The organism is Mitsuaria sp. TWR114, from assembly GCF_007997345.1.
The window spans coordinates 1-17,642 of record NZ_VOSR01000114.1 but is presented as its reverse complement, the minus strand read 5'-3'; the positions used below and the strand labels follow the sequence as shown (position 1 = coordinate 17,642).

The following is a 17,642-nucleotide window of genomic DNA, read 5'->3' as shown; positions in this document are numbered from 1 at the left end:
CCGGAGCGGGTCGCGCGCTGGTCCTGATGGACACCTACCTCGCGCCGAGCCGGAGGCGACCCGCGCGCGCTATTTCCAGATGCTGGACACGATCGAGTCGCTGGGCCGGTTCCCGCCGCCCATCCTCGATGCGGTGGTCCCGCTGTTCTTCCGCAGCGGCGCCGATCTGGGCGGTCCCTTGCCGACGGCCTTCCGGCGCGCGCTGGAGGGTTTCTCCACCGAGCAGCTGCGCAACGCCATCGTGCCGCTGGGCCGGCTGATCTTCGGCCGTCCGGAGGCGTTGCCGCGCCTGGCGGCGCTCGATCCGGACCGCACCTTGCTGATGTGCGGCGCGCTGGACATCCCCCGTCCGCCGGCCGAAACCACCCGGATGGCCGAACTCATCGGCTGCGAGCAGGTCATCGTGCCCGACGCGGGTCACATCTCGAATCTCGAACAACCCGCGTTCGTCACGCGGGCACTGGAGGCTTGGCTGGAGCGGCAGATCGGGCGTTGATGGGCGCCGTGCAATCCAGGCATACGTATCCGAGGTGATATGGTGCGGCCTGCGTCCAGGCGATCCCGCCGGAAGCCGCCGTGATCCGTGCCATGAAAGTCGATACCAAAAGCAAGAAGGTGAACAAGGCGTGGTTGAACAACCATGTCAACGATCCCTACGTGAAACAGGCCCAGAAAGAGGGCTACCGGTCGCGCGCCGCCTACAAGCTCAAGGAAATCGACGAGGAATTCCAGTTGATCCGGCCCGGGCAGGTGGTCGTGGACCTGGGGGCCTCGCCCGGCGCGTGGAGCCAGTACCTGCGCCGGCGCTTCGCGCCCAAGGAGGCTGGCGCCGGCGGCGCGGCGGTGGGCGCGCTGAACGGCCGCATCATCGCGCTCGACCTGCTGGACTTCGAACCGATCGAGGGCGTGGAGTTCCTCCAGGGCGACTTCCGCGAGCAGGAGGTGCTGGCGCAGCTGGAGGCGACGCTGGGCGGGGCGAAGGTGGACCTGGTGGTCTCCGACATGGCGCCCAATCTGTCGGGCATCGAAAGCACCGACGCGGCGCGGATGGAGCACCTGATCGAACTGGCGTTGGATTTCGCCCAGCAGCACCTCAAGCCGGAAGGCGCGCTGGTTGCCAAGGTCTTCCACGGCAGCGGCTATGACCAGTTGGTGCACGCCTTCCGGGCGCAATTCAAGCGCGTGAAGACCGCCAAACCCAAGGCCTCCCGGGACAAATCCGCGGAAAACTTCCTGGTCGGCATCGGCCTGAAGAAGGGGTGAGCGGGCGTGCGGGCCAGTTCGGCCCCGGCTGAAGCCGCGATCAAGCGTCAAAGTCGGGGCCGCTTCGGGCGCTTGCCTTGAGGCATGCATGGCAATATCTATCGTGGCGTGTGGGAATGCCAATCAAGTCGTGGGACTTGACTGGCCTAGAATCCGCCCCATATGCCGTGAAAGTCCGCTGCCCGAGGCTGTTTCCATGGGTCGGCGGTGATGGAATGACAAAGGAGTCGCGGTGAACAATCAGTGGTTCTCGAAAGTGGCTGTGTGGATGGTGATCGCCTTGGTGCTGTTCACCGTCTTCAAGCAGTTCGATCGCAGCGCAACCCAGGGGACTCAGATCGGTTACTCGGACTTCCTTGAAGAAGTCCGCGCCAAGCGCATCAAGCAGGTGGTGCTGCAGGAAACCCCTGCCGGCACCGAGATCCAGGCAACGACCGGTGACGGCAACAAGCTCCGCACCACCGCGCCCTACATGGACCGCGGCCTGGTCGGCGACCTGATCAACTACGGCGTCAAGTTCGACGCCAAGCCCCGCGAAGAGCCGTCGGTCCTGATGAGCATCCTGCTCAGCTGGGGTCCGATGCTGCTGCTGATCGCCGTCTGGGTGTACTTCATGCGCCAGATGCAGGGCGGCGGCAAGGGCGGTGCGTTCAGCTTCGGCAAATCGAAGGCACGCATGCTCGACGAAGCCAACAACACGACCACCTTCGCCGACGTCGCCGGTTGCGACGAGGCCAAGGAGGAAGTGAAGGAGCTCGTCGACTTCCTGAAGGACCCGCAGAAATTCCAGAAGCTGGGCGGCCGCATCCCGCGTGGCGTCCTGCTGGTCGGCCCTCCCGGCACCGGCAAGACGCTGCTGGCCAAGGCCATCGCCGGTGAAGCCAAGGTGCCGTTCTTCACGATCTCCGGTTCGGACTTCGTCGAGATGTTCGTCGGTGTCGGCGCGGCCCGTGTGCGCGACATGTTCGAGCAGGCCAAGAAGAGCGCGCCCTGCATCATCTTCGTCGACGAAATCGACGCGGTCGGTCGCCATCGCGGCGCCGGCCTGGGCGGTGGCAACGACGAGCGCGAGCAGACCCTCAACCAGATGCTGGTCGAGATGGATGGCTTCGACACCAACCTGGGCGTCATCGTGATGGCCGCGACCAACCGTCCGGACATCCTCGACCCGGCGCTGCTGCGTCCGGGCCGCTTCGACCGTCAGGTGTACGTCACGCTGCCGGATGTCCGCGGCCGCGAGCAGATCCTGAACGTGCACATGCGCAAGGTGCCGGTCGGCCAGGACGTCCGCGCCGACATCCTGGCGCGCGGCACCCCGGGCTTCTCCGGCGCCGATCTGGCCAACCTGGTGAACGAGGCCGCGCTGTTCGCCGCCCGCCGCAATGGCCGGGTGGTCGACATGCAGGACTTCGAGAAGGCCAAGGACAAGATCATGATGGGCCCCGAGCGGAAGTCCATGGTCATGCCCGAGGAAGAGCGCAAGAACACCGCCTATCACGAAGCCGGCCACGCGCTGGTGGCGCGCCTGCTGCCCAAGACCGATCCGGTCCACAAGGTGACGGTGATCCCGCGCGGCCGCGCGCTGGGCGTGACGATGCAGCTGCCGGAGGGCGACCGCTACAGCATGGACAAGGAGCGCATGCTCTCGACCATCTCGGTGCTGTTCGGCGGCCGCATCGCGGAAGAGGTCTTCATGAACCAGATGACGACCGGCGCCAGCAACGACTTCGAGCGGGCCACGGCGATCGCCCGCGACATGGTGACCCGCTACGGCATGACCGATGAGCTGGGCCCGATGGTCTACGCGGACAACGAAGGCGAGGTGTTCCTCGGCCGTTCGGTGACGAAGACGACCAACATGTCGGAAGAGACCATGCGCAAGGTCGATCAGGAGATCCGCAAGATCATCGACGAGCAGTACACCATCGCTCGCAACCTGATCGAGGAGCACAAGGACAAGATGCACGCGATGGCGACGGCGCTGCTCGAATGGGAAACCATCGACGCCGACCAGATCGACGACATCATGGACAACCGCCCCCCGCGTCCGCCCAAGGACTGGACGCCGCCGGCCAACAAGTCGGACAGCGGCGGCACCCCCGCGGTGAACACGGGCAGCGCTCCCGCTGCCGCCTGATCGTCGGGCAGTCAACGCACCAGGGGCTATCCCTTTGAAAGGCCGGTCGAGAGACCGGCCTTTCTGCTTTCCGCCCGGCGAAGTTCACGACGGACCATTAGCGAGCCGTTAGCGGGCCGTTGGCGCCGCACCTCCGCAGCTTCCGTCATACTGTCCGCTTGGCGTGGCAGTTCCCAGCGCGATCTAGCGTGCCGCCGCGCGCCCGATGCCCTGCCGCCCATGACTGCTGCCTCGCTCTGGAAAACCACCCGCTTCGATCTCGACCTGACGGAGCGCCCGCTGGTGATGGGCATCGTGAACGTGACGCCCGATTCGTTCTCCGACGGCGGTCAGCATGCCGAGGCGGCCAAGGCGATCGACTTCTGCGAGCGGCTGCTGGGCGAGGGCGTCGACATCCTGGACCTGGGCGGCGAATCGACGCGGCCCGGCGCTCCCCGGCTCGACGCCGACGAGGAATGGCGTCGCCTGGAGCCGGTCATGCGGGCGGTGCTGAATTTCGGCGTCCCCGTCTCCGTCGACACCTGCAAGACCGAGGTGATGCGCCGGGCCCTGGACCTTGGCGTCGACATCATCAACGACGTGCAGGCGCTGCGGGATGAGGGCGCCGATGCGCTGCTCGCGGAACATGGCAGCGCCGGCATCTGCCTGATGCACATGCGGGGCGAGCCCGCCGGCATGCAGCAGCTGACCGATTACGCGGATGTCGTGACCGAGGTGTCGGCGTTCCTGGATGAACGGATGCGGCATCTGATCACGCAGGGCGTCGCGGCCGAGCGGATCACGCTCGATCCGGGATACGGATTCGCCAAGACGGTCGACCAGAACCTGGACCTGCAGCGCCGGCAGCGCGAACTGCTGTCGCTGGGGCGGCCGCTGCTGGTGGGGTGGTCGCGCAAATCGACCTTGGGAGCCGTGACGGGTCGGCCGTCGACGAGCGGCTGCCGGCCAGCATTGGCGCGGCGCTGGCGTCGGTGGCCCTGGGCGCGCGGATCGTGCGCGTCCACGATGTCGGCGCCACGGTCGACGCGCTCAAGGTCTGGCAGGCTTTCGGCGCCCCACAAGGATGAACGGCCCGCGCCGTTCCCGGTCCACCCCCCCCATCCCGCATCCCCCATCCCCCCGATTGCGGGCCCCCATCCTGGGCGAGGAGGGCCCGATACGGCTTCGGCGACAATCCGCGGATTCACGATTGGGAAGTCTCAGGAGGTTGCTTCAATGAGCCGCAAGTATTTCGGGACCGACGGCATCCGCGGGACCGTTGGCCGTACCCCCATCACGCCTGACTTCATGTTGCGGCTGGGCCATGCGGTGGGCCGGGTGCTCAAGCGCAGCTATGCCAAGCCCAGTGTCCTGATCGGCAAGGACACCCGCATCTCCGGCTACATGCTCGAGTCGGCGCTCGAGGCGGGCTTTGCCTCCGCCGGCGTCAACGTCCTCCTGACCGGTCCCTTGCCGACCCCGGGCGTCGCCTACCTGACCCGGGCGCTGCGGCAGCACCTGGGCGTGGTCATCTCGGCCTCCCACAATCCCTTCGCCGACAACGGCATCAAGTTCTTTTCCTCCAAGGGTGAGAAGCTGCCCGATGCCTGGGAGCTCGACGTCGAGGCCGTGCTGGACGAGCCGCCGGTCTGGGTGGATTCCGCCAGCCTCGGCCGGGCGCGCCGCCTGGACGACGCACAGGGCCGCTACATCGAGTTCTGCAAGGCCAGCTTCAGCGGCGACCTCAGCCTGCGTGGCATGAAGCTGGTGGTCGACGCCGCGCACGGCGCCGCCTACCAGGTAGCCCCGTCCGTGTTCCACGAGCTGGGCGCGGAAGTGATCACCATCGGCAACAAGCCGGACGGCTACAACATCAACGACAAGGTCGGCGCCACGGCGCCCGATGCCCTGGTCGCCGCGGTCAAGGAGCACCAGGCCGACTACGGCATCGCGCTGGACGGCGATGCCGACCGCCTGCAGATGGTCGACGGCGACGGCCGTCTCTACAACGGCGACGAGCTGCTGTACGTGATGGTGGCGGATCGCCTGGCGCGCGGAGAGCGCGTCCCGGGCGCTGTCGGCACGCTGATGACCAACATGGCGGTCGAATTGGCGCTGCGCCAGCGGGATGTCGAGTTCGTGCGCGCCAAGGTGGGCGACCGGTACGTGCTCGAGGAACTGGCCGCTCGCGGCTGGCAGCTCGGCGGGGAGGGCTCCGGTCACCTGCTGGCGCTGGACCGTCACACCACGGGCGATGGCATCGTCAGCAGCCTGCTGGTGCTGGAAGCCGTCTGCCGCAGCGGCCGCCGCCTCGTCGACCTGCTGGACGGCGTCTCCCTGTTCCCGCAGACCTTGATCAATGTGCGCCTGCAGGCCGACCAGCAGGACTGGAAGAGCAACCCGGCGCTCGCCCGCACCGAGGCCGAAGTCATGGCCGAACTGGGCGATCGTGGCCGGGTGCTGATCCGCAAGTCCGGCACCGAGCCGCTGCTGCGCGTCATGGTCGAGGCGAGCGATGCCGGGCTAGCGCAACGTTGCGCGGAACGTCTGGCCGACGCGATCCGCAGTTGAGCCTCGTAAGCCTGGGCGGCACGCGCCGCTCCGGGCAGTTCGGAACGTGAAAAAGAGAGCCGCCGGCGCGAAAGCGTCGGCGGCTTTTTTCCGACTCATCGCCCCAGCACGGGCCCACACCGTCGTCGAAAGGGTTTTCTGCGCGGTCTGGCGGGTCCCCAAACAAAGATGACAACCGGATGAATCGAATATGACAATGGCCGCGACCCGGTGGCCCAAGGGCCATTTCTCCTCTGGGGCGCTCTCCGTAACGAGATTTTTCCGACCCGGGGTCGGCGTCACGGATGTGTCACATTGAGGTCATAGCATCCGCTCCGTTCGCCAACCAACCAAGCGATAGGACTGAATGACCATGAATCAACTGCGTGCTGGCCTGCTGTTCGCCGCTTGTGCCGCGATGTTCTCCGTGGCCCATGCTCAAGAGGTGACCGGCGCGGGTGCCTCCTTCCCGGCCCCCGTCTACGCCAAGTGGGCTGACGCCTACAACAAGGCCACCGGCGTCCGCATCAACTATCAGTCGGTGGGTTCTGGCGCCGGCATCAAGCAGATCCAGGCCAAGACCGTCGACTTCGGCGCGTCGGACGCCCCCCTGAAGGACGAGCAACTGGCCAAGGACGGCCTGGTCCAGTTCCCGACCGTGATCGGCGGCGTCGTGCCGGTCATCAACGTCAAGGGCATCACCCCCGGTCAGCTCAAGCTCAACGGCCAGATCCTGGGCGACATCTACCTGGGCAAGGTTGCCAAGTGGAACGACCCCGCCATCGCCGCCCTGAACCCGGGCGTGGCGCTGCCGGACGCCGCCATCGCCGTGGTTCGCCGCGCCGACGGCTCGGGCACCAGCTTCCTGTTCACGAACTACCTGTCCAAGGTCAATGCCGAGTGGAAGTCCAAGGTCGGTGAAGGCACCGCCGTGAACTGGCCCACCGGCGCTGGCGGCAAGGGCAACGAAGGCGTGTCGGCCTTCGTGACCCGCCTGCCGAACTCGATCGGTTACGTCGAGTACGCCTACGCCAAGCAGAACAAGATGACCTACGTGCTGATGAAGAACGCCGCCGGCAACTTCGTCAGCCCCAGCGACGACGCCTTCAAGGCCGCTGCCGCCGGTGCCAAGTGGAACGAATCGTTCTACCAGGTGCTGACCGAGCAGGCCGGCAAGGACAGCTGGCCCATCACCGGCGCGACCTTCATCCTGATGCACGCCGCCCAGGACAAGCCGGCCCAGGCCGCCGCCGCGCTGAAGTTCTTCGACTGGGCCTACACCCAGGGCGACAAGACCGCCGACGAGCTGGACTACGTGCCGCTGCCGGCCGCCGTCAAGGACCTGGTCCGCAAGCAGTGGGCCGATCACGTGAAGGACGGTTCGGGCAAGGCCGTCAGCTTCAAGTGATCCTCGCCTGACGACACAGCCCGGTGACCCGCGTCGCGCCACCGGGCTTTCGCACAAGAATTCCAGACACTCCCAGCGGAGGCCCCGTGGCCGCAATACTTCCAGCCAATTCCATCGACCGAGATCGCGGCCAGGAGCGCGCCCAGCCCGACGGTCGTCCGCCGCAGCGCCGACGCGTCGCGCCCTGGGCCGACACCGTGTTCTCGGCGCTGACGCACGGCGCGGCCTGGCTCACGCTGGCGCTGCTGGCCGGCATCATCGGCTCGCTGCTGATCGGAGCCGCGCCCGCGATCAAGCAGTTCGGCCTGAACTTCCTGATCACCGCGGACTGGGATCCGGTGCAGGAGAAGTTCGGCGGCCTGGTGATGATCTACGGCACGCTGATGACCTCGCTGATCGCGCTGCTGATCGCGGTGCCGGTGAGCTTCGGCATCGCGCTGTTCCTGACCGAGCTCGCGCCGGGCTGGCTGCGCCGCCCGCTGGGCATCGCCATCGAGCTGCTGGCCGCGGTGCCGTCGATCGTCTACGGCATGTGGGGCCTGCTGGTGTTCGGGCCGATCCTGGCGACCTACGTGCAGCAGCCGCTGCAATCCCTGCTGGGCGGCGTGCCCTACCTGGGCGCGCTGGTGTCCGGCCCGCCGGTGGGCATCGGCATCCTCTCGGCCGGCATCATCCTGGCCATCATGATCATCCCGTTCATCGCCTCGGTGATGCGTGACGTCTTCGAGGTCACGCCCGCGATGCTCAAGGAGTCGGCCTACGGCCTGGGCTCCACGACCTGGGAAGTGGTCTGGAAGGTCGTGCTGCCGTACACCAAGACCGGTGTCGTGGGCGGCATCATGCTGGGCCTGGGCCGCGCGCTGGGCGAGACCATGGCGGTCACCTTCGTGATCGGCAACATGAACCAGCTGAACTCGCTGTCGGTCTTCGAGGCCGCCAACAGCATCACCTCGGCGCTGGCCAACGAATTCGCCGAAGCCGGCGCGGCCTGCACCAGGCCTCGCTGATCTACCTGGGCCTGGTGCTGTTCTTCATCACCTTCGTGGTGCTGGCGTTCTCCAAGGTCCTGCTCAACAAGCTCAAGAAGAACGAGGGAGCCCGCACATGAGCGCCACCAACGCCAAGCGCCTGGCGATGTACAACAAGCGCAAGCGCGTCAACCAGATCGCGCTGACGCTGTCCCTGGCCGCGATGGGCTTCGGCCTGGTCTGGCTGATCTGGATCCTGCTGGAGACGCTGATCCAGGGCGTCGGCGGCCTGACGATCGCGACCTTCACCCAGATGACGCCGCCGCCGATGGCGGAGGAGGGCGGCCTGGCCAACGCGATCTACGGTTCGCTGCTGATGGTCGGCCTGGCCACCTGCGTCGGCACCCCGATCGGCGTGCTGGCCGGCGTCTACCTCGCCGAGTACGGCCAGAAGACCTGGCTCGGCGCCTGCGTGCGCTTCATCAACGACATCCTGCTGTCGGCCCCGTCGATCGTGGTCGGCCTGTTCATCTACACGGTCGTCGTCACGCGGATGAAGTCGTTCTCGGCGCTGGCCGGCATCCTGGCGCTGGCGCTGATCGTGATCCCGGTGGTGATCCGCACCACCGAGAACATGCTGAGCCTGATCCCCAACGCGCTGCGCGAGGCGGCCTACGCGCTGGGCACGCCCAAGTGGAAGGTCATCCTGACCGTCACGCTCAAGGCCGCCCGCGCCGGCGTCGTGACCGGCGTGCTGCTGGCGCTGGCCCGCATCTCGGGCGAGACCGCGCCGCTGCTGTTCACCGCGCTCTCCAACCAGTTCTGGACCAGCTCGCTGGGCAGCCCGATGGCCAGCCTGCCCGTGACCATCTTCAAGTTCGCGATGAGCCCCTACGAGAACTGGCAGAAGCTCGCCTGGGCCGGCGTCTTCATCATCACCATCGGCGTGCTGCTGCTCAACATCGCGGCCCGCGTGCTGTTCAAGGAAAAGCATTGACCGGCTGACTGCCGCCGGAGCCGCGTGCTCCGGCGCCTCACGATCAACGAATCCCACGAATCGAGAAACAACATGGACGTCAAAGTCGACATGCCGGTGACCGAGAAGGCGAAGCTCTCGGTGAAGAACCTGAACTTCTACTACGGCAGCTTCCACGCGCTGAAGAACATCAACCTGGACATCCCCGAGAACAAGGTCACCGCCTTCATCGGGCCGTCGGGCTGCGGCAAGTCCACGCTGCTGCGCACGCTGAACCGGATGTTCGAGCTCTATCCGGAGCAGCGCGCCGAAGGCCAGATCCTGCTGGACGGCGAGGACATCCTCACCAGCAAGGAAGACGTGTCGCTGATCCGCGCCAAGGTCGGCATGGTGTTCCAGAAGCCGACGCCGTTCCCGATGTCGATCTACGACAACATCGCCTTCGGCGTGCGGCTGTTCGAGACGCTGTCGCGCGTGGAGATGGACGAGCGCGTCGAATGGGCGCTGAAGAAGGCCGCGCTGTGGAACGAGGTCAAGGACAAGCTGAACCAGAGCGGCTCAGGCCTGTCGGGCGGCCAGCAGCAGCGCCTGTGCATCGCGCGCGGCATCGCCATCAAGCCGGAAGTGCTGCTGCTGGACGAGCCCTGCTCGGCGCTGGACCCGATCTCCACCGGCAAGATCGAGGAACTGATCCACGAGCTCAAGCACGACTACACGGTCGCGATCGTGACCCACAACATGCAGCAGGCCGCGCGCTGCTCGGACTACACCGCCTACATGTATCTGGGCGACCTGATCGAATTCGGACCGACCGCGGAGCTCTTCATGAAACCCAAGCGCAAGGACACCGAGGACTACATCACGGGTCGTTTCGGTTAATCAGAGGGGAGCGAAGACCATGACTGACAAGCATCTGTCCACCCAATTCGACGCCGAACTCAGCGGCATCTCCACCCGCGTGCTCGAGATGGGCGGCCTGGTCGAATCGCAGGTCGCGCAGGCCGTCGAGGCGCTGGGCACCTTCAGCGGCGACATCGCCAGCCACGTCCTCAAGCAGGAAGAGATCGTCAACACGATGGAGATCGAGATCGATCGCGACCTGTCGACGATCATCGCCCGCCGCCAGCCGACGGCGCGCGACCTGCGCCTGCTGATCGCCGTGTCCAAGACGATCGCCAACCTCGAGCGCGTCGGCGACGAGGCCGCCCGCATCGCCCGCACCGTGCAGCGCCTGATCAACACTGGCGTGTCCAGCCGCCTGCGCCTGCCGATGTCGGACCTGTCGTACGAGGCCGAGCTGGCCACCGCGCAGCTGCGCAAGGCGCTGGACGCGTTCGCGCGGCTGGACGTGGACCGCGCGCTGGAGGTGCTCAAGGCCGACGACCAGATCGACAAGGAGTTCGACGGCCTGATGCGCAAGCTCATCACCTACATGATGGAAGACCCGCGCACCATCTCGTCGTCGATCGACCTGGTCTTCGTGGCCAAGGCGATCGAGCGCGTGGGCGACCATGCCAAGAACCTGGCCGAGGTCATCATCTACGTGGTCAAGGGCACCGACGTCCGCCACAACACGCCCGACGCCGTCGAGCACATGGTGCGCTGAGCACCGATCGCGATCCTCCCGTGCGGCCCGGCCCCGATCGGGGTGGCAGGACCGGCGGGACCGAATAAGAGGAGTTACCCCGCATGAGTCGCATCCTGGTCGTCGAGGACGAATCCGCCATCGCTGAACTGATCTCCATCAACCTGCGCCACGCCGGTTATGAGGTCACGCTGGCCGGCAATGCCGAGCAGGCGCAATTGGAAGTGGACCGCGTGCTGCCGGATCTGGTCGTGCTCGACTGGATGCTGCCGGGCCAGACCGGCCTGGCGCTGGCGCGCCAATGGCGTGGCGCGACCCGCACCCGCGAGCTGCCCATCATCCTGCTGACGGCGCGCGCGGAGGAGGTCGACAAGGTCTCCGGCCTGGATGCCGGTGCCGACGACTACCTGACCAAGCCGTTCTCCACCAACGAGCTGCTGGCCCGCATCCGCGCGGTGCTGCGCCGCAAGGCGCCCGAGGCACTGGACACGGCGGTCGAGGTCGGCGGCCTGGTGCTGGACCCGGGCACGCGCCGCGTCAGCCGCGAGGGCGTGGAGGTCAAGCTCGGCCCGACCGAGTTCCGCCTGCTGCACTTCTTCATGACGCACCCGGAGCGCGTGCATAGCCGCTCGCAGTTGCTGGACCGCGTCTGGGGCGACCACGTGTTCATCGAGGAACGCACCGTCGACGTCCACGTCAAGCGCCTGCGCGAGGCGCTGGAGAAGGTCAGCTGCGCCCGCATGATCGAAACGGTGCGCGGCGCCGGCTACCGACTGACCCAGCAAAGCAGCGCCCTGTCGGCCTGAGGACGCGTCCATGGCATGGATGTTGTCGCGGGTGCTGATGCTGGTGCTGGGCACCGGCGTGGCGGGGGGATTGGGCTACTGGTTGGGGGAATGGATGCGGATGCCGCAGCTGGCGGCGGCGCTGGCCGCGGCGGCGGCCGTCATCCTGATGGCCGTCTGGGACGCGGCGCGGGCGCATCGGCTGGTGGCCTGGCTGCGCGGCGACCAGAACGACGACGCGCCCCGGCTTGGCGGCCTGTGGGGCGAGATGGCCTACCGCGTCGAACGCGGCCTGCGCGACCGGGAGCGCCGCTACGACCGCGAGCGCCAGCAGCTCGAGCAGTTCCTGCTGGCGATCGAGGCCTCCCCCAATGGCGTGATCCTGCTCGACGGCCAGGACCACATCCAATGGTGCAACGTCGTCGCCGGCGACCATTTCTCGCTGGACCCGCAGCGCGACAAGCTGCAGCGGATCACCAACCTGGTCCGGTATCCGGCCTTCGTCTCCTACCTGCAGAACGGCAACTTCCAGCAGCCGCTGACACTGACCAACACCCGCGCGAAATCCACGCTGCAGGTGCTGGTGCGCGATTACGGCGTCGGCGGGGAGTCTCGCAAGCTGGTGCTGTCGCTGGATGTGACGGACCGCGAGCGCAACGAGGCGATGCGGCGTGATTTCGTGGCCAACGTGTCGCACGAGATCCGCACGCCGCTGACGGTGCTGGCCGGCTTCATCGAGACCATGGCCAGCCTGCAGTTGACCGAAGCCGAGCGCAAGCGCGTGCTGCACCTGATGCAGCAGCAGACGACGCGGATGCAGACCCTGGTCGGTGACCTGCTGACGCTGGCGCAGCTCGAGGGCAGCCCGCGGCCGGCCGCCGATCACTGGATCGCGCTGGATCCGCTGCTGGCGCGCGTCGGCGCGACGCGCAGGCGCTGTCCAACGGGCGGCATGAACTGGTCTGCGAGCGCCAGACTGGCGTCGAGCTGGCGGGCGTCGAGACCGAAATCCTCAGCGCGATCGCCAACCTGGTCAGCAACGCGGTGCGCTACACGCCGGAAGGCGGGCGCATCGAGCTGCAATGGCGCTGGACGCCGGACCATGGCGGCGAGATCTCGGTGATCGACAACGGCCCCGGCATCGCGCGCGAGCACCTGCCGCGGCTCACGGAGCGCTTCTATCGCGTCGACGGCAGCCGCTCGCGCGATACCGGTGGCACCGGGCTGGGACTGTCCATCGTCAAGCACGTGGTCCAGCGCCATGGCGGGGAACTGCGCATCGACAGCGAGCCGGGCAAGGGCTCCAGCTTCCGGCTCAAGTTCCCGGCCACGCGCGTCCGGTTGGCGGATTCGCCGGCGATGGGGGATGAGGCCGCCCCGGCGGCGCTGGCGGGCGGCGAAGGGCTCTGAGGCGCGGCGGCGTCGGGAAGGCTCAGCGGTCCTTCTGCATGACCAGGTAGGTGGCGAAGCGGTCCGTCGGGCGGCGGACGACGCCCAGGACCTTCCAGCCGCTCGGCGGCGTCGGCGTGCCTTCGGCCTGCACCGAGATCGCGATCGAGCAGGCGGTGGCGGCCAGGTTCTGGGTGGCATCGACGCGCCAGTGGCCCTGGAACTCCAGCGCGGCCAGCGCATGCGTCGGCAGGCTCGGCGCGGCGATGCAGTCGACATCTCTCGGCACGTGCGCCGCGATGCGGTCGACCAGCGGCTTGTTGCTGCGCGCGTAGTTCAGCGGATGCAGGCCCAGGGTCATCGCCAGCAACCAGGCCAGCGCCACGCCGCCGGCCGGCAGCGCCAGGCTCTTCCAGATCGCGTGGCGGTGGCGGGCGGTGCGCCAGCGCACCAGCCACAACCAGGCCAGGGTGCCCAGCAGGGCCAGCACGAAGGTGAGCAGGCTGAATTCCGGCTCATAGCCCTGGGCCAGCTTGCGGACGTTGGCCAGGAACTTGGCCGGCCAGCCAACCTGCAGCGCGGTGTAGTACAGCCACAGGAAGATCGCGCCGGCGGTGAAGAAGAACACCGAGAACCAGTCGAGCAGCGCGCTCGCGCTGCGCTGGAAGGTCGGCAGCGCGAAGCTCGCCAGCACCGCCAGCGGCGGCAGCGCGAGCAGCATGGCGCGGTCGTCGGCGCCCATCAGCAGGCTGGTCAGCAGCGGTACCAGCGAGGCCAACAGCGGCACGGACAGGTGGCGCCGCATCAGGTGCGAGCGCCAGCGCCACAGCGACCAGGCCGCCAGCGGCCAGGCCGGCCAGCAGAACCAGCCCAGCAGGCGCAGCCAGTCCAGCACGCTGCGTTCGCTGGCCTTGACGCGCCAGGCCCAGCCGTGCATCGGCCAGGCCACGAGTGCCGCCAGCGCCATCGCGCCGAGGATCCAGGGCAGGAACTTGCGGGCGTCCTCGTAGGTCGAGCGGTAACACAGCCACAGCGCGCCGATGGACAGCGCCAGCGCGACGGCCGGCGCGCCGCTGGTCGCGAGCACCGGCAGCGCGGTGAACATCGCGGCGCGCGCCTTCCCTCTGCGGAAGGGGAGCGCCGCGAGGCTGTAGACGAAGAGGGTGATGCCCAGCAGTTGGAGGATCTCGGGCGTGATCTCGTGGCCAAGGCGCAGCAGGCCGACGCTGGCGATCAGCGCCAGCAGGCAGCCGTCGGCCATGGCGCGGGCGTAGTCAACCGCATGGGCCTCGCCGCCGAAGGCGAAGGCGACCGGCTGGGCGGCCTCGGTGCGGGCCAGGTGCAGGCAGCTGTACCAGGCCAGCGCCAGCACCGCCGCCAGCATCAGACCGAAGGGGATGCGTGCCGCCACCGAGGGTTCCAGGAAGGGCAGCAGCTTGATGCCCAGCGCGCCGACCCAGTAGGGCAGCAGGCCGCCATCCGCGGGCAGGCCGGCGATCGCCGGCTGCAGCCACGGCGCGTGGCCCTGCGCGATGCTGGCGATGAAGCCGTAGGCGGTGAGATCGGCGTTGCGCCACGGGTCACGGCCGAACAGGCCGGGCAGCACGTAGGCCGCGCACAGCAGCAGCAGGGCCCAGCGAGGGATCGGGTGCGTGCTGCGCTCGGCCACGACGGCCGGGGTGGGCAGATTCATGCGCGTCTGTCTCGTTGTCGTTGTGAATGCCGGTGCGCATCATGCCGCAGCTTCGGTGCCCTCGGGACGACTCTGCTGACAGCGCACGGTAAAGGGCTCGAGGGCCGCGACGCGCTGTCCCGGGCGGGAGCGACGCGGCGCCGGCGGGCCGGAAGGCGTGACGCCGCGCGGCGCCATGAAAAAAGGCAGCCGGTGTGGCTGCCTTCTTCGCGGGGACCGGAGAGCATCCGGTCGGGGAGGGCGCTCAGGCCTTCTTGCGCAGGTTCGCAAACTTGTTGCGGAACTTCTCGACGCGGCCACCCAGGCTGTCGACGCTCTTCTGCGTGCCGGTGTAGAACGGGTGCGATTCGCTGGAGGTTTCCAGCTTGACCAGCGGCAGTTCGCGGCCGTCGTCCAGCTTGATCGATTCCTTGGTCACCACCGTCGAGCGGATGATGAACTGGGCGCCGTTGGACTGGTCCACGAAGACCACGTCACGGTAGTTGGGGTGAATGCCTTCTTTGGCCATCTCGCTTACCTCGCTGCAGTGCCGCCAGCCACACCGCCCCTTGCAGTGCACTTGTCGACAGCGGAAAAACGCGGAGTATAGCTGAAATGAAGGAAGCCGCCCAGAGGGCGGCTTCCGCGAAGTCCTTTGGCAGGGCCGGTATCAGCCGCCTCTGCGCATCATGTCGAAGAAGTCGTGGTTGTTCTTCGAGGACTTCATCTTGTCGAGGATGAACTCCATCGCCTCGATCTCGTCCATCGGGTAGAGCAGCTTGCGCAGGATCCAGGCCTTCTGGAGGATCTCGGGCTTGAGCAGCAGTTCCTCGCGGCGCGTGCCCGACTTGTTCAGCAGGATCGACGGGTAGACCCGCTTCTCGGCCATGCGGCGATCCAGGTGGATCTCGCAGTTGCCGGTGCCCTTGAACTCTTCGTAGATCACCTCGTCCATCTTGGAACCGGTGTCCACCAGCGCGGTGCCGATGATGGTCAGCGAGCCGCCTTCCTCGATGTTGCGCGCCGCGCCGAAGAAGCGCTTGGGGCGCTGCAGCGCGTTGGCGTCCACGCCGCCGGTCAGCACCTTGCCGGAGCTGGGCAGCACGTTGTTGTAGGCGCGGGCCAGGCGGGTGATCGAGTCCAGCAGGATGATCACGTCCTTTCTCAGCTCGACCAGGCGCTTGGCGCGCTCGATGACCATCTCGGCGACCTGCACGTGGCGGGCGGCCGGTTCGTCGAAGGTGGAGCTGATGACCTCGCCGCGCACGGTGCGCTGCATCTCGGTCACTTCCTCGGGGCGCTCGTCCACCAGCAGCACCATCAGGTGGGCGTCGGGATAGTTGGCCGCGATCGAGTGCGCCAGGTGCTGCATCATCATCGTCTTGCCGACTTGGGCGGCGCGACGAGCAGCGCGCGCTGGCCCTTACCGAGCGGGGCGATCAGATCGATGATGCGGCTGGTGATGTTGTCCTCGCCGCGGATGTCGCGCTCGAGCTTGAACTGCTCCTTCGGGAAGAGCGGCGTCAAGTTCTCGAACATGATCTTGTGCTTGGACTCCTCCGGCGTCAGGCCGTTGACGCGGTCCACCTTCACCAGCGCGAAGTAGCGTTCGCCGTCCTTGGGGACGCGGACCTCGCCTTCGATCATGTCGCCGGTGTGCAGGTTGAAGCGGCGGATCTGGCTCGGCGACAGGTAGATGTCGTCGGTGGACGCCATGTAGCTGGTCTCGGGCGAGCGCAGGAAGCCGAAGCCGTCCGGCAGCACTTCCAGCACGCCGTCGCCGAAGACCTGTTCGCCGGCCTTGGCGCGCTTTTTCATGATCGCGAACATCAGCTCCTGCTTGCGCATGCGAGCGACGTTGTCGATCTCCAGCTCTTCGCCCATTTTGATCAGGGCGGAGACGTGAAGCGCCTTCAGTTCAGAAAGATGCATGGGGGGGTTGACCCGGTCTGTCGTCCAGGGCCTGCCAAGGCCAGGGACACAAACAACGGCGAGCCCAAGGGACGCGCTGCCGCGTTGCTGCGGACGGAGAGGATGCGTGGAGACTTGGGCGCCGAGTCCACGCGCTCACCCGGAACGTCGACGGCGTCCGAGGACGCCGCGCTGCCCGGGAGGGCGTGTTGGCAAGTTGTCCACCGGAGCCGCATGGGCCCCGGCGGATCGGATGATTATAGGTGGGCGTCCAGGAACGACGTCAACTGGGCCTTGGACAGGGCGCCGACCTTGGTGGCGGCGAGCTGTCCGCCCTTGAACAGCATCAGCGTCGGGATGCCGCGGATGCCGAACTTGGCGGGCACCTCGCGGTTGTCGTCGACGTTGAGCTTGGCGATCTGCAGCCGGTCGCCGTAGTCCTTGGCCACTTCGTCCAGGATGGGGGCGATCATCTTGCAGGGGCCGCACCACTCGGCCCAGTAGTCCACCAGCACGGGCTTGTCGGACTGGATGACGTCGCTGTCGAACGAGGCGTCGGAGATGTGTTTGATCTGTTCGCTGCTCATGGAGATGGTCCTTGCGTGATGTCCCTGTCGGGCGGATGCCTCGGGATGGGCGGCCGGCCGGGCGACAATATGTGCCGCCTCGGGAGCCCCAGGGTTGCAGGGCGAGCGACGATTCTCACACAAGCCCGGAAACCTCGGCCCGAGTAGGCGCTCCAGCCACATGACGGTGCGCAGGGCGGATCTCAAGGCGCGGGGGCCGAGGATTTCGCTATCGTCGCGATTCGCGGAATGCCGCCGTCCCACCCCTCAAGCCCTCCTTCGCCAGAGTCCGCCACCGCCTTGACGCCTCAGTCGACCCCGCCGATGCCCCCGCCGATGCCCCGGACGACGTCCGCTCCGGACCTGCCGCCGTCGCTCCCGCGCGCGACGGCGACCGTCGACTTCCCGTTGCTGCCCGCCCACACCAGTGCCGCGATCTGGGACGGCGTCGCG

14 protein-coding genes and 3 pseudogenes are annotated in these 17,642 nt (G+C 67.4%); 13 read left to right on the top strand and 4 right to left on the bottom strand.

The window, feature by feature from the left end; genetic code table 11:
• The 13 genes and pseudogenes from FUT87_RS05645 to FUT87_RS30385 all read left to right on the top strand — a co-directional run.
• Positions 1–496: alpha/beta fold hydrolase (locus tag FUT87_RS05645; protein ID WP_222617054.1), on the top strand; the 496-nt coding region annotated here is incomplete at its 5' end.
• Positions 497–588: 92 nt separating this feature from the next.
• Positions 589–1,263, top strand: a complete 675-nt coding sequence (locus tag FUT87_RS05640; RefSeq protein WP_147240355.1) for an RlmE family RNA methyltransferase — start codon at positions 589–591, stop codon at positions 1,261–1,263.
• Between the two features lie 232 nt (positions 1,264–1,495).
• The gene (ftsH, locus tag FUT87_RS05635) at positions 1,496–3,400 is read left to right on the top strand and encodes an ATP-dependent zinc metalloprotease FtsH (protein WP_147240354.1); all 1,905 of its coding nucleotides are present in this window, start codon (positions 1,496–1,498) and stop codon (positions 3,398–3,400) included.
• A gap of 219 nt (positions 3,401–3,619) precedes the next feature.
• Positions 3,620–4,467, top strand: a pseudogene (folP, locus tag FUT87_RS05630) (dihydropteroate synthase).
• 148 nt (positions 4,468–4,615) lie between these two features.
• Positions 4,616–5,950 (top strand): phosphoglucosamine mutase, encoded by a 1,335-nt coding sequence (glmM, locus tag FUT87_RS05625; protein ID WP_147240353.1) that lies wholly within the window; start codon positions 4,616–4,618, stop codon positions 5,948–5,950.
• Positions 5,951–6,302: 352 nt separating this feature from the next.
• Positions 6,303–7,337: a phosphate ABC transporter substrate-binding protein PstS gene (pstS, locus tag FUT87_RS05620; RefSeq protein ID WP_147240352.1), complete on the top strand. Its 1,035-nt coding sequence runs from the start codon at positions 6,303–6,305 to the stop codon at positions 7,335–7,337.
• A gap of 197 nt (positions 7,338–7,534) precedes the next feature.
• A pseudogene (gene pstC / locus FUT87_RS05615) lies at positions 7,535–8,445 on the top strand (phosphate ABC transporter permease subunit PstC).
• Positions 8,442–9,302 carry a phosphate ABC transporter permease PstA gene (gene pstA, locus FUT87_RS05610; RefSeq protein ID WP_147240351.1) on the top strand — a complete coding sequence of 287 codons (861 nt, stop codon included), beginning with the start codon at positions 8,442–8,444 and terminating at the stop codon, positions 9,300–9,302. Before pstC ends, pstA begins: the two are co-directional and overlap by 4 nt.
• 72 nt (positions 9,303–9,374) lie before the next feature.
• Complete coding sequence (gene pstB, locus FUT87_RS05605; RefSeq protein ID WP_091733906.1) at positions 9,375–10,160, top strand: phosphate ABC transporter ATP-binding protein PstB; 786 nt, start codon at positions 9,375–9,377, stop codon at positions 10,158–10,160.
• A gap of 19 nt (positions 10,161–10,179) precedes the next feature.
• On the top strand, positions 10,180–10,887 hold the full coding sequence (gene phoU / locus FUT87_RS05600; RefSeq protein ID WP_091733624.1) for a phosphate signaling complex protein PhoU: 708 nt from the start codon (positions 10,180–10,182) through the stop codon (positions 10,885–10,887).
• Between the two features lie 83 nt (positions 10,888–10,970).
• The gene (gene phoB / locus FUT87_RS05595; protein ID WP_091733626.1) at positions 10,971–11,672 is read left to right on the top strand and encodes a phosphate regulon transcriptional regulator PhoB; all 702 of its coding nucleotides are present in this window, start codon (positions 10,971–10,973) and stop codon (positions 11,670–11,672) included.
• A 10-nt stretch (positions 11,673–11,682) separates the two neighbouring features.
• Positions 11,683–12,774, top strand: a complete 1,092-nt coding sequence (locus FUT87_RS05590) for a phosphate regulon sensor protein PhoR (RefSeq protein ID WP_255511683.1) — start codon at positions 11,683–11,685, stop codon at positions 12,772–12,774.
• On the top strand, positions 12,696–13,061 hold the full coding sequence (locus FUT87_RS30385; RefSeq protein WP_255511682.1) for an ATP-binding protein: 366 nt from the start codon (positions 12,696–12,698) through the stop codon (positions 13,059–13,061). Before FUT87_RS05590 ends, FUT87_RS30385 begins: the two co-directional genes overlap by 79 nt.
• A 22-nt stretch (positions 13,062–13,083) precedes the next feature.
• Here FUT87_RS30385 and FUT87_RS05585 read toward each other — a convergent pair whose 3' ends face one another.
• The 4 genes and pseudogenes from FUT87_RS05585 to trxA form a co-directional block, all read right to left on the bottom strand.
• Complete coding sequence (locus FUT87_RS05585) at positions 13,084–14,733, bottom strand: hypothetical protein (protein ID WP_091733630.1); 1,650 nt, start codon at positions 14,731–14,733, stop codon at positions 13,084–13,086.
• A 244-nt stretch (positions 14,734–14,977) separates the two neighbouring features.
• A complete protein-coding gene (locus tag FUT87_RS05580) occupies positions 14,978–15,241 on the bottom strand; it encodes a type B 50S ribosomal protein L31 (protein ID WP_091733632.1) in 264 nt (87 codons plus the stop codon).
• Positions 15,242–15,382: 141 nt separating this feature from the next.
• Positions 15,383–16,644, bottom strand: a pseudogene (gene rho, locus FUT87_RS05575) (transcription termination factor Rho).
• Positions 16,645–16,880: 236 nt separating this feature from the next.
• Positions 16,881–17,210, bottom strand: coding sequence for a thioredoxin TrxA (trxA, locus tag FUT87_RS05570; protein ID WP_088383781.1), 330 nt, complete (start codon positions 17,208–17,210; stop codon positions 16,881–16,883).
• Positions 17,211–17,642 lie beyond the last annotated feature (432 nt).

Coding starts and splice junctions, on each gene's coding strand:
- pstS (WP_147240352.1), top strand. CDS start 6,303: ATGAATCAACTGCGTGCTGGCCTGCTGTTCGCCGCTTGTGCCGCGATG.
- FUT87_RS05580 (WP_091733632.1), bottom strand. CDS start 15,241: ATGGCCAAAGAAGGCATTCACCCCAACTACCGTGACGTGGTCTTCGTG.
- trxA (WP_088383781.1), bottom strand. CDS start 17,210: ATGAGCAGCGAACAGATCAAACACATCTCCGACGCCTCGTTCGACAGC.
- phoU (WP_091733624.1), top strand. CDS start 10,180: ATGACTGACAAGCATCTGTCCACCCAATTCGACGCCGAACTCAGCGGC.
- pstA (WP_147240351.1), top strand. CDS start 8,442: ATGAGCGCCACCAACGCCAAGCGCCTGGCGATGTACAACAAGCGCAAG.
- pstB (WP_091733906.1), top strand. CDS start 9,375: ATGGACGTCAAAGTCGACATGCCGGTGACCGAGAAGGCGAAGCTCTCG.
- FUT87_RS05585 (WP_091733630.1), bottom strand. CDS start 14,733: ATGAATCTGCCCACCCCGGCCGTCGTGGCCGAGCGCAGCACGCACCCG.
- FUT87_RS05590 (WP_255511683.1), top strand. CDS start 11,683: ATGGCATGGATGTTGTCGCGGGTGCTGATGCTGGTGCTGGGCACCGGC.
- phoB (WP_091733626.1), top strand. CDS start 10,971: ATGAGTCGCATCCTGGTCGTCGAGGACGAATCCGCCATCGCTGAACTG.
- FUT87_RS05640 (WP_147240355.1), top strand. CDS start 589: ATGAAAGTCGATACCAAAAGCAAGAAGGTGAACAAGGCGTGGTTGAAC.
- glmM (WP_147240353.1), top strand. CDS start 4,616: ATGAGCCGCAAGTATTTCGGGACCGACGGCATCCGCGGGACCGTTGGC.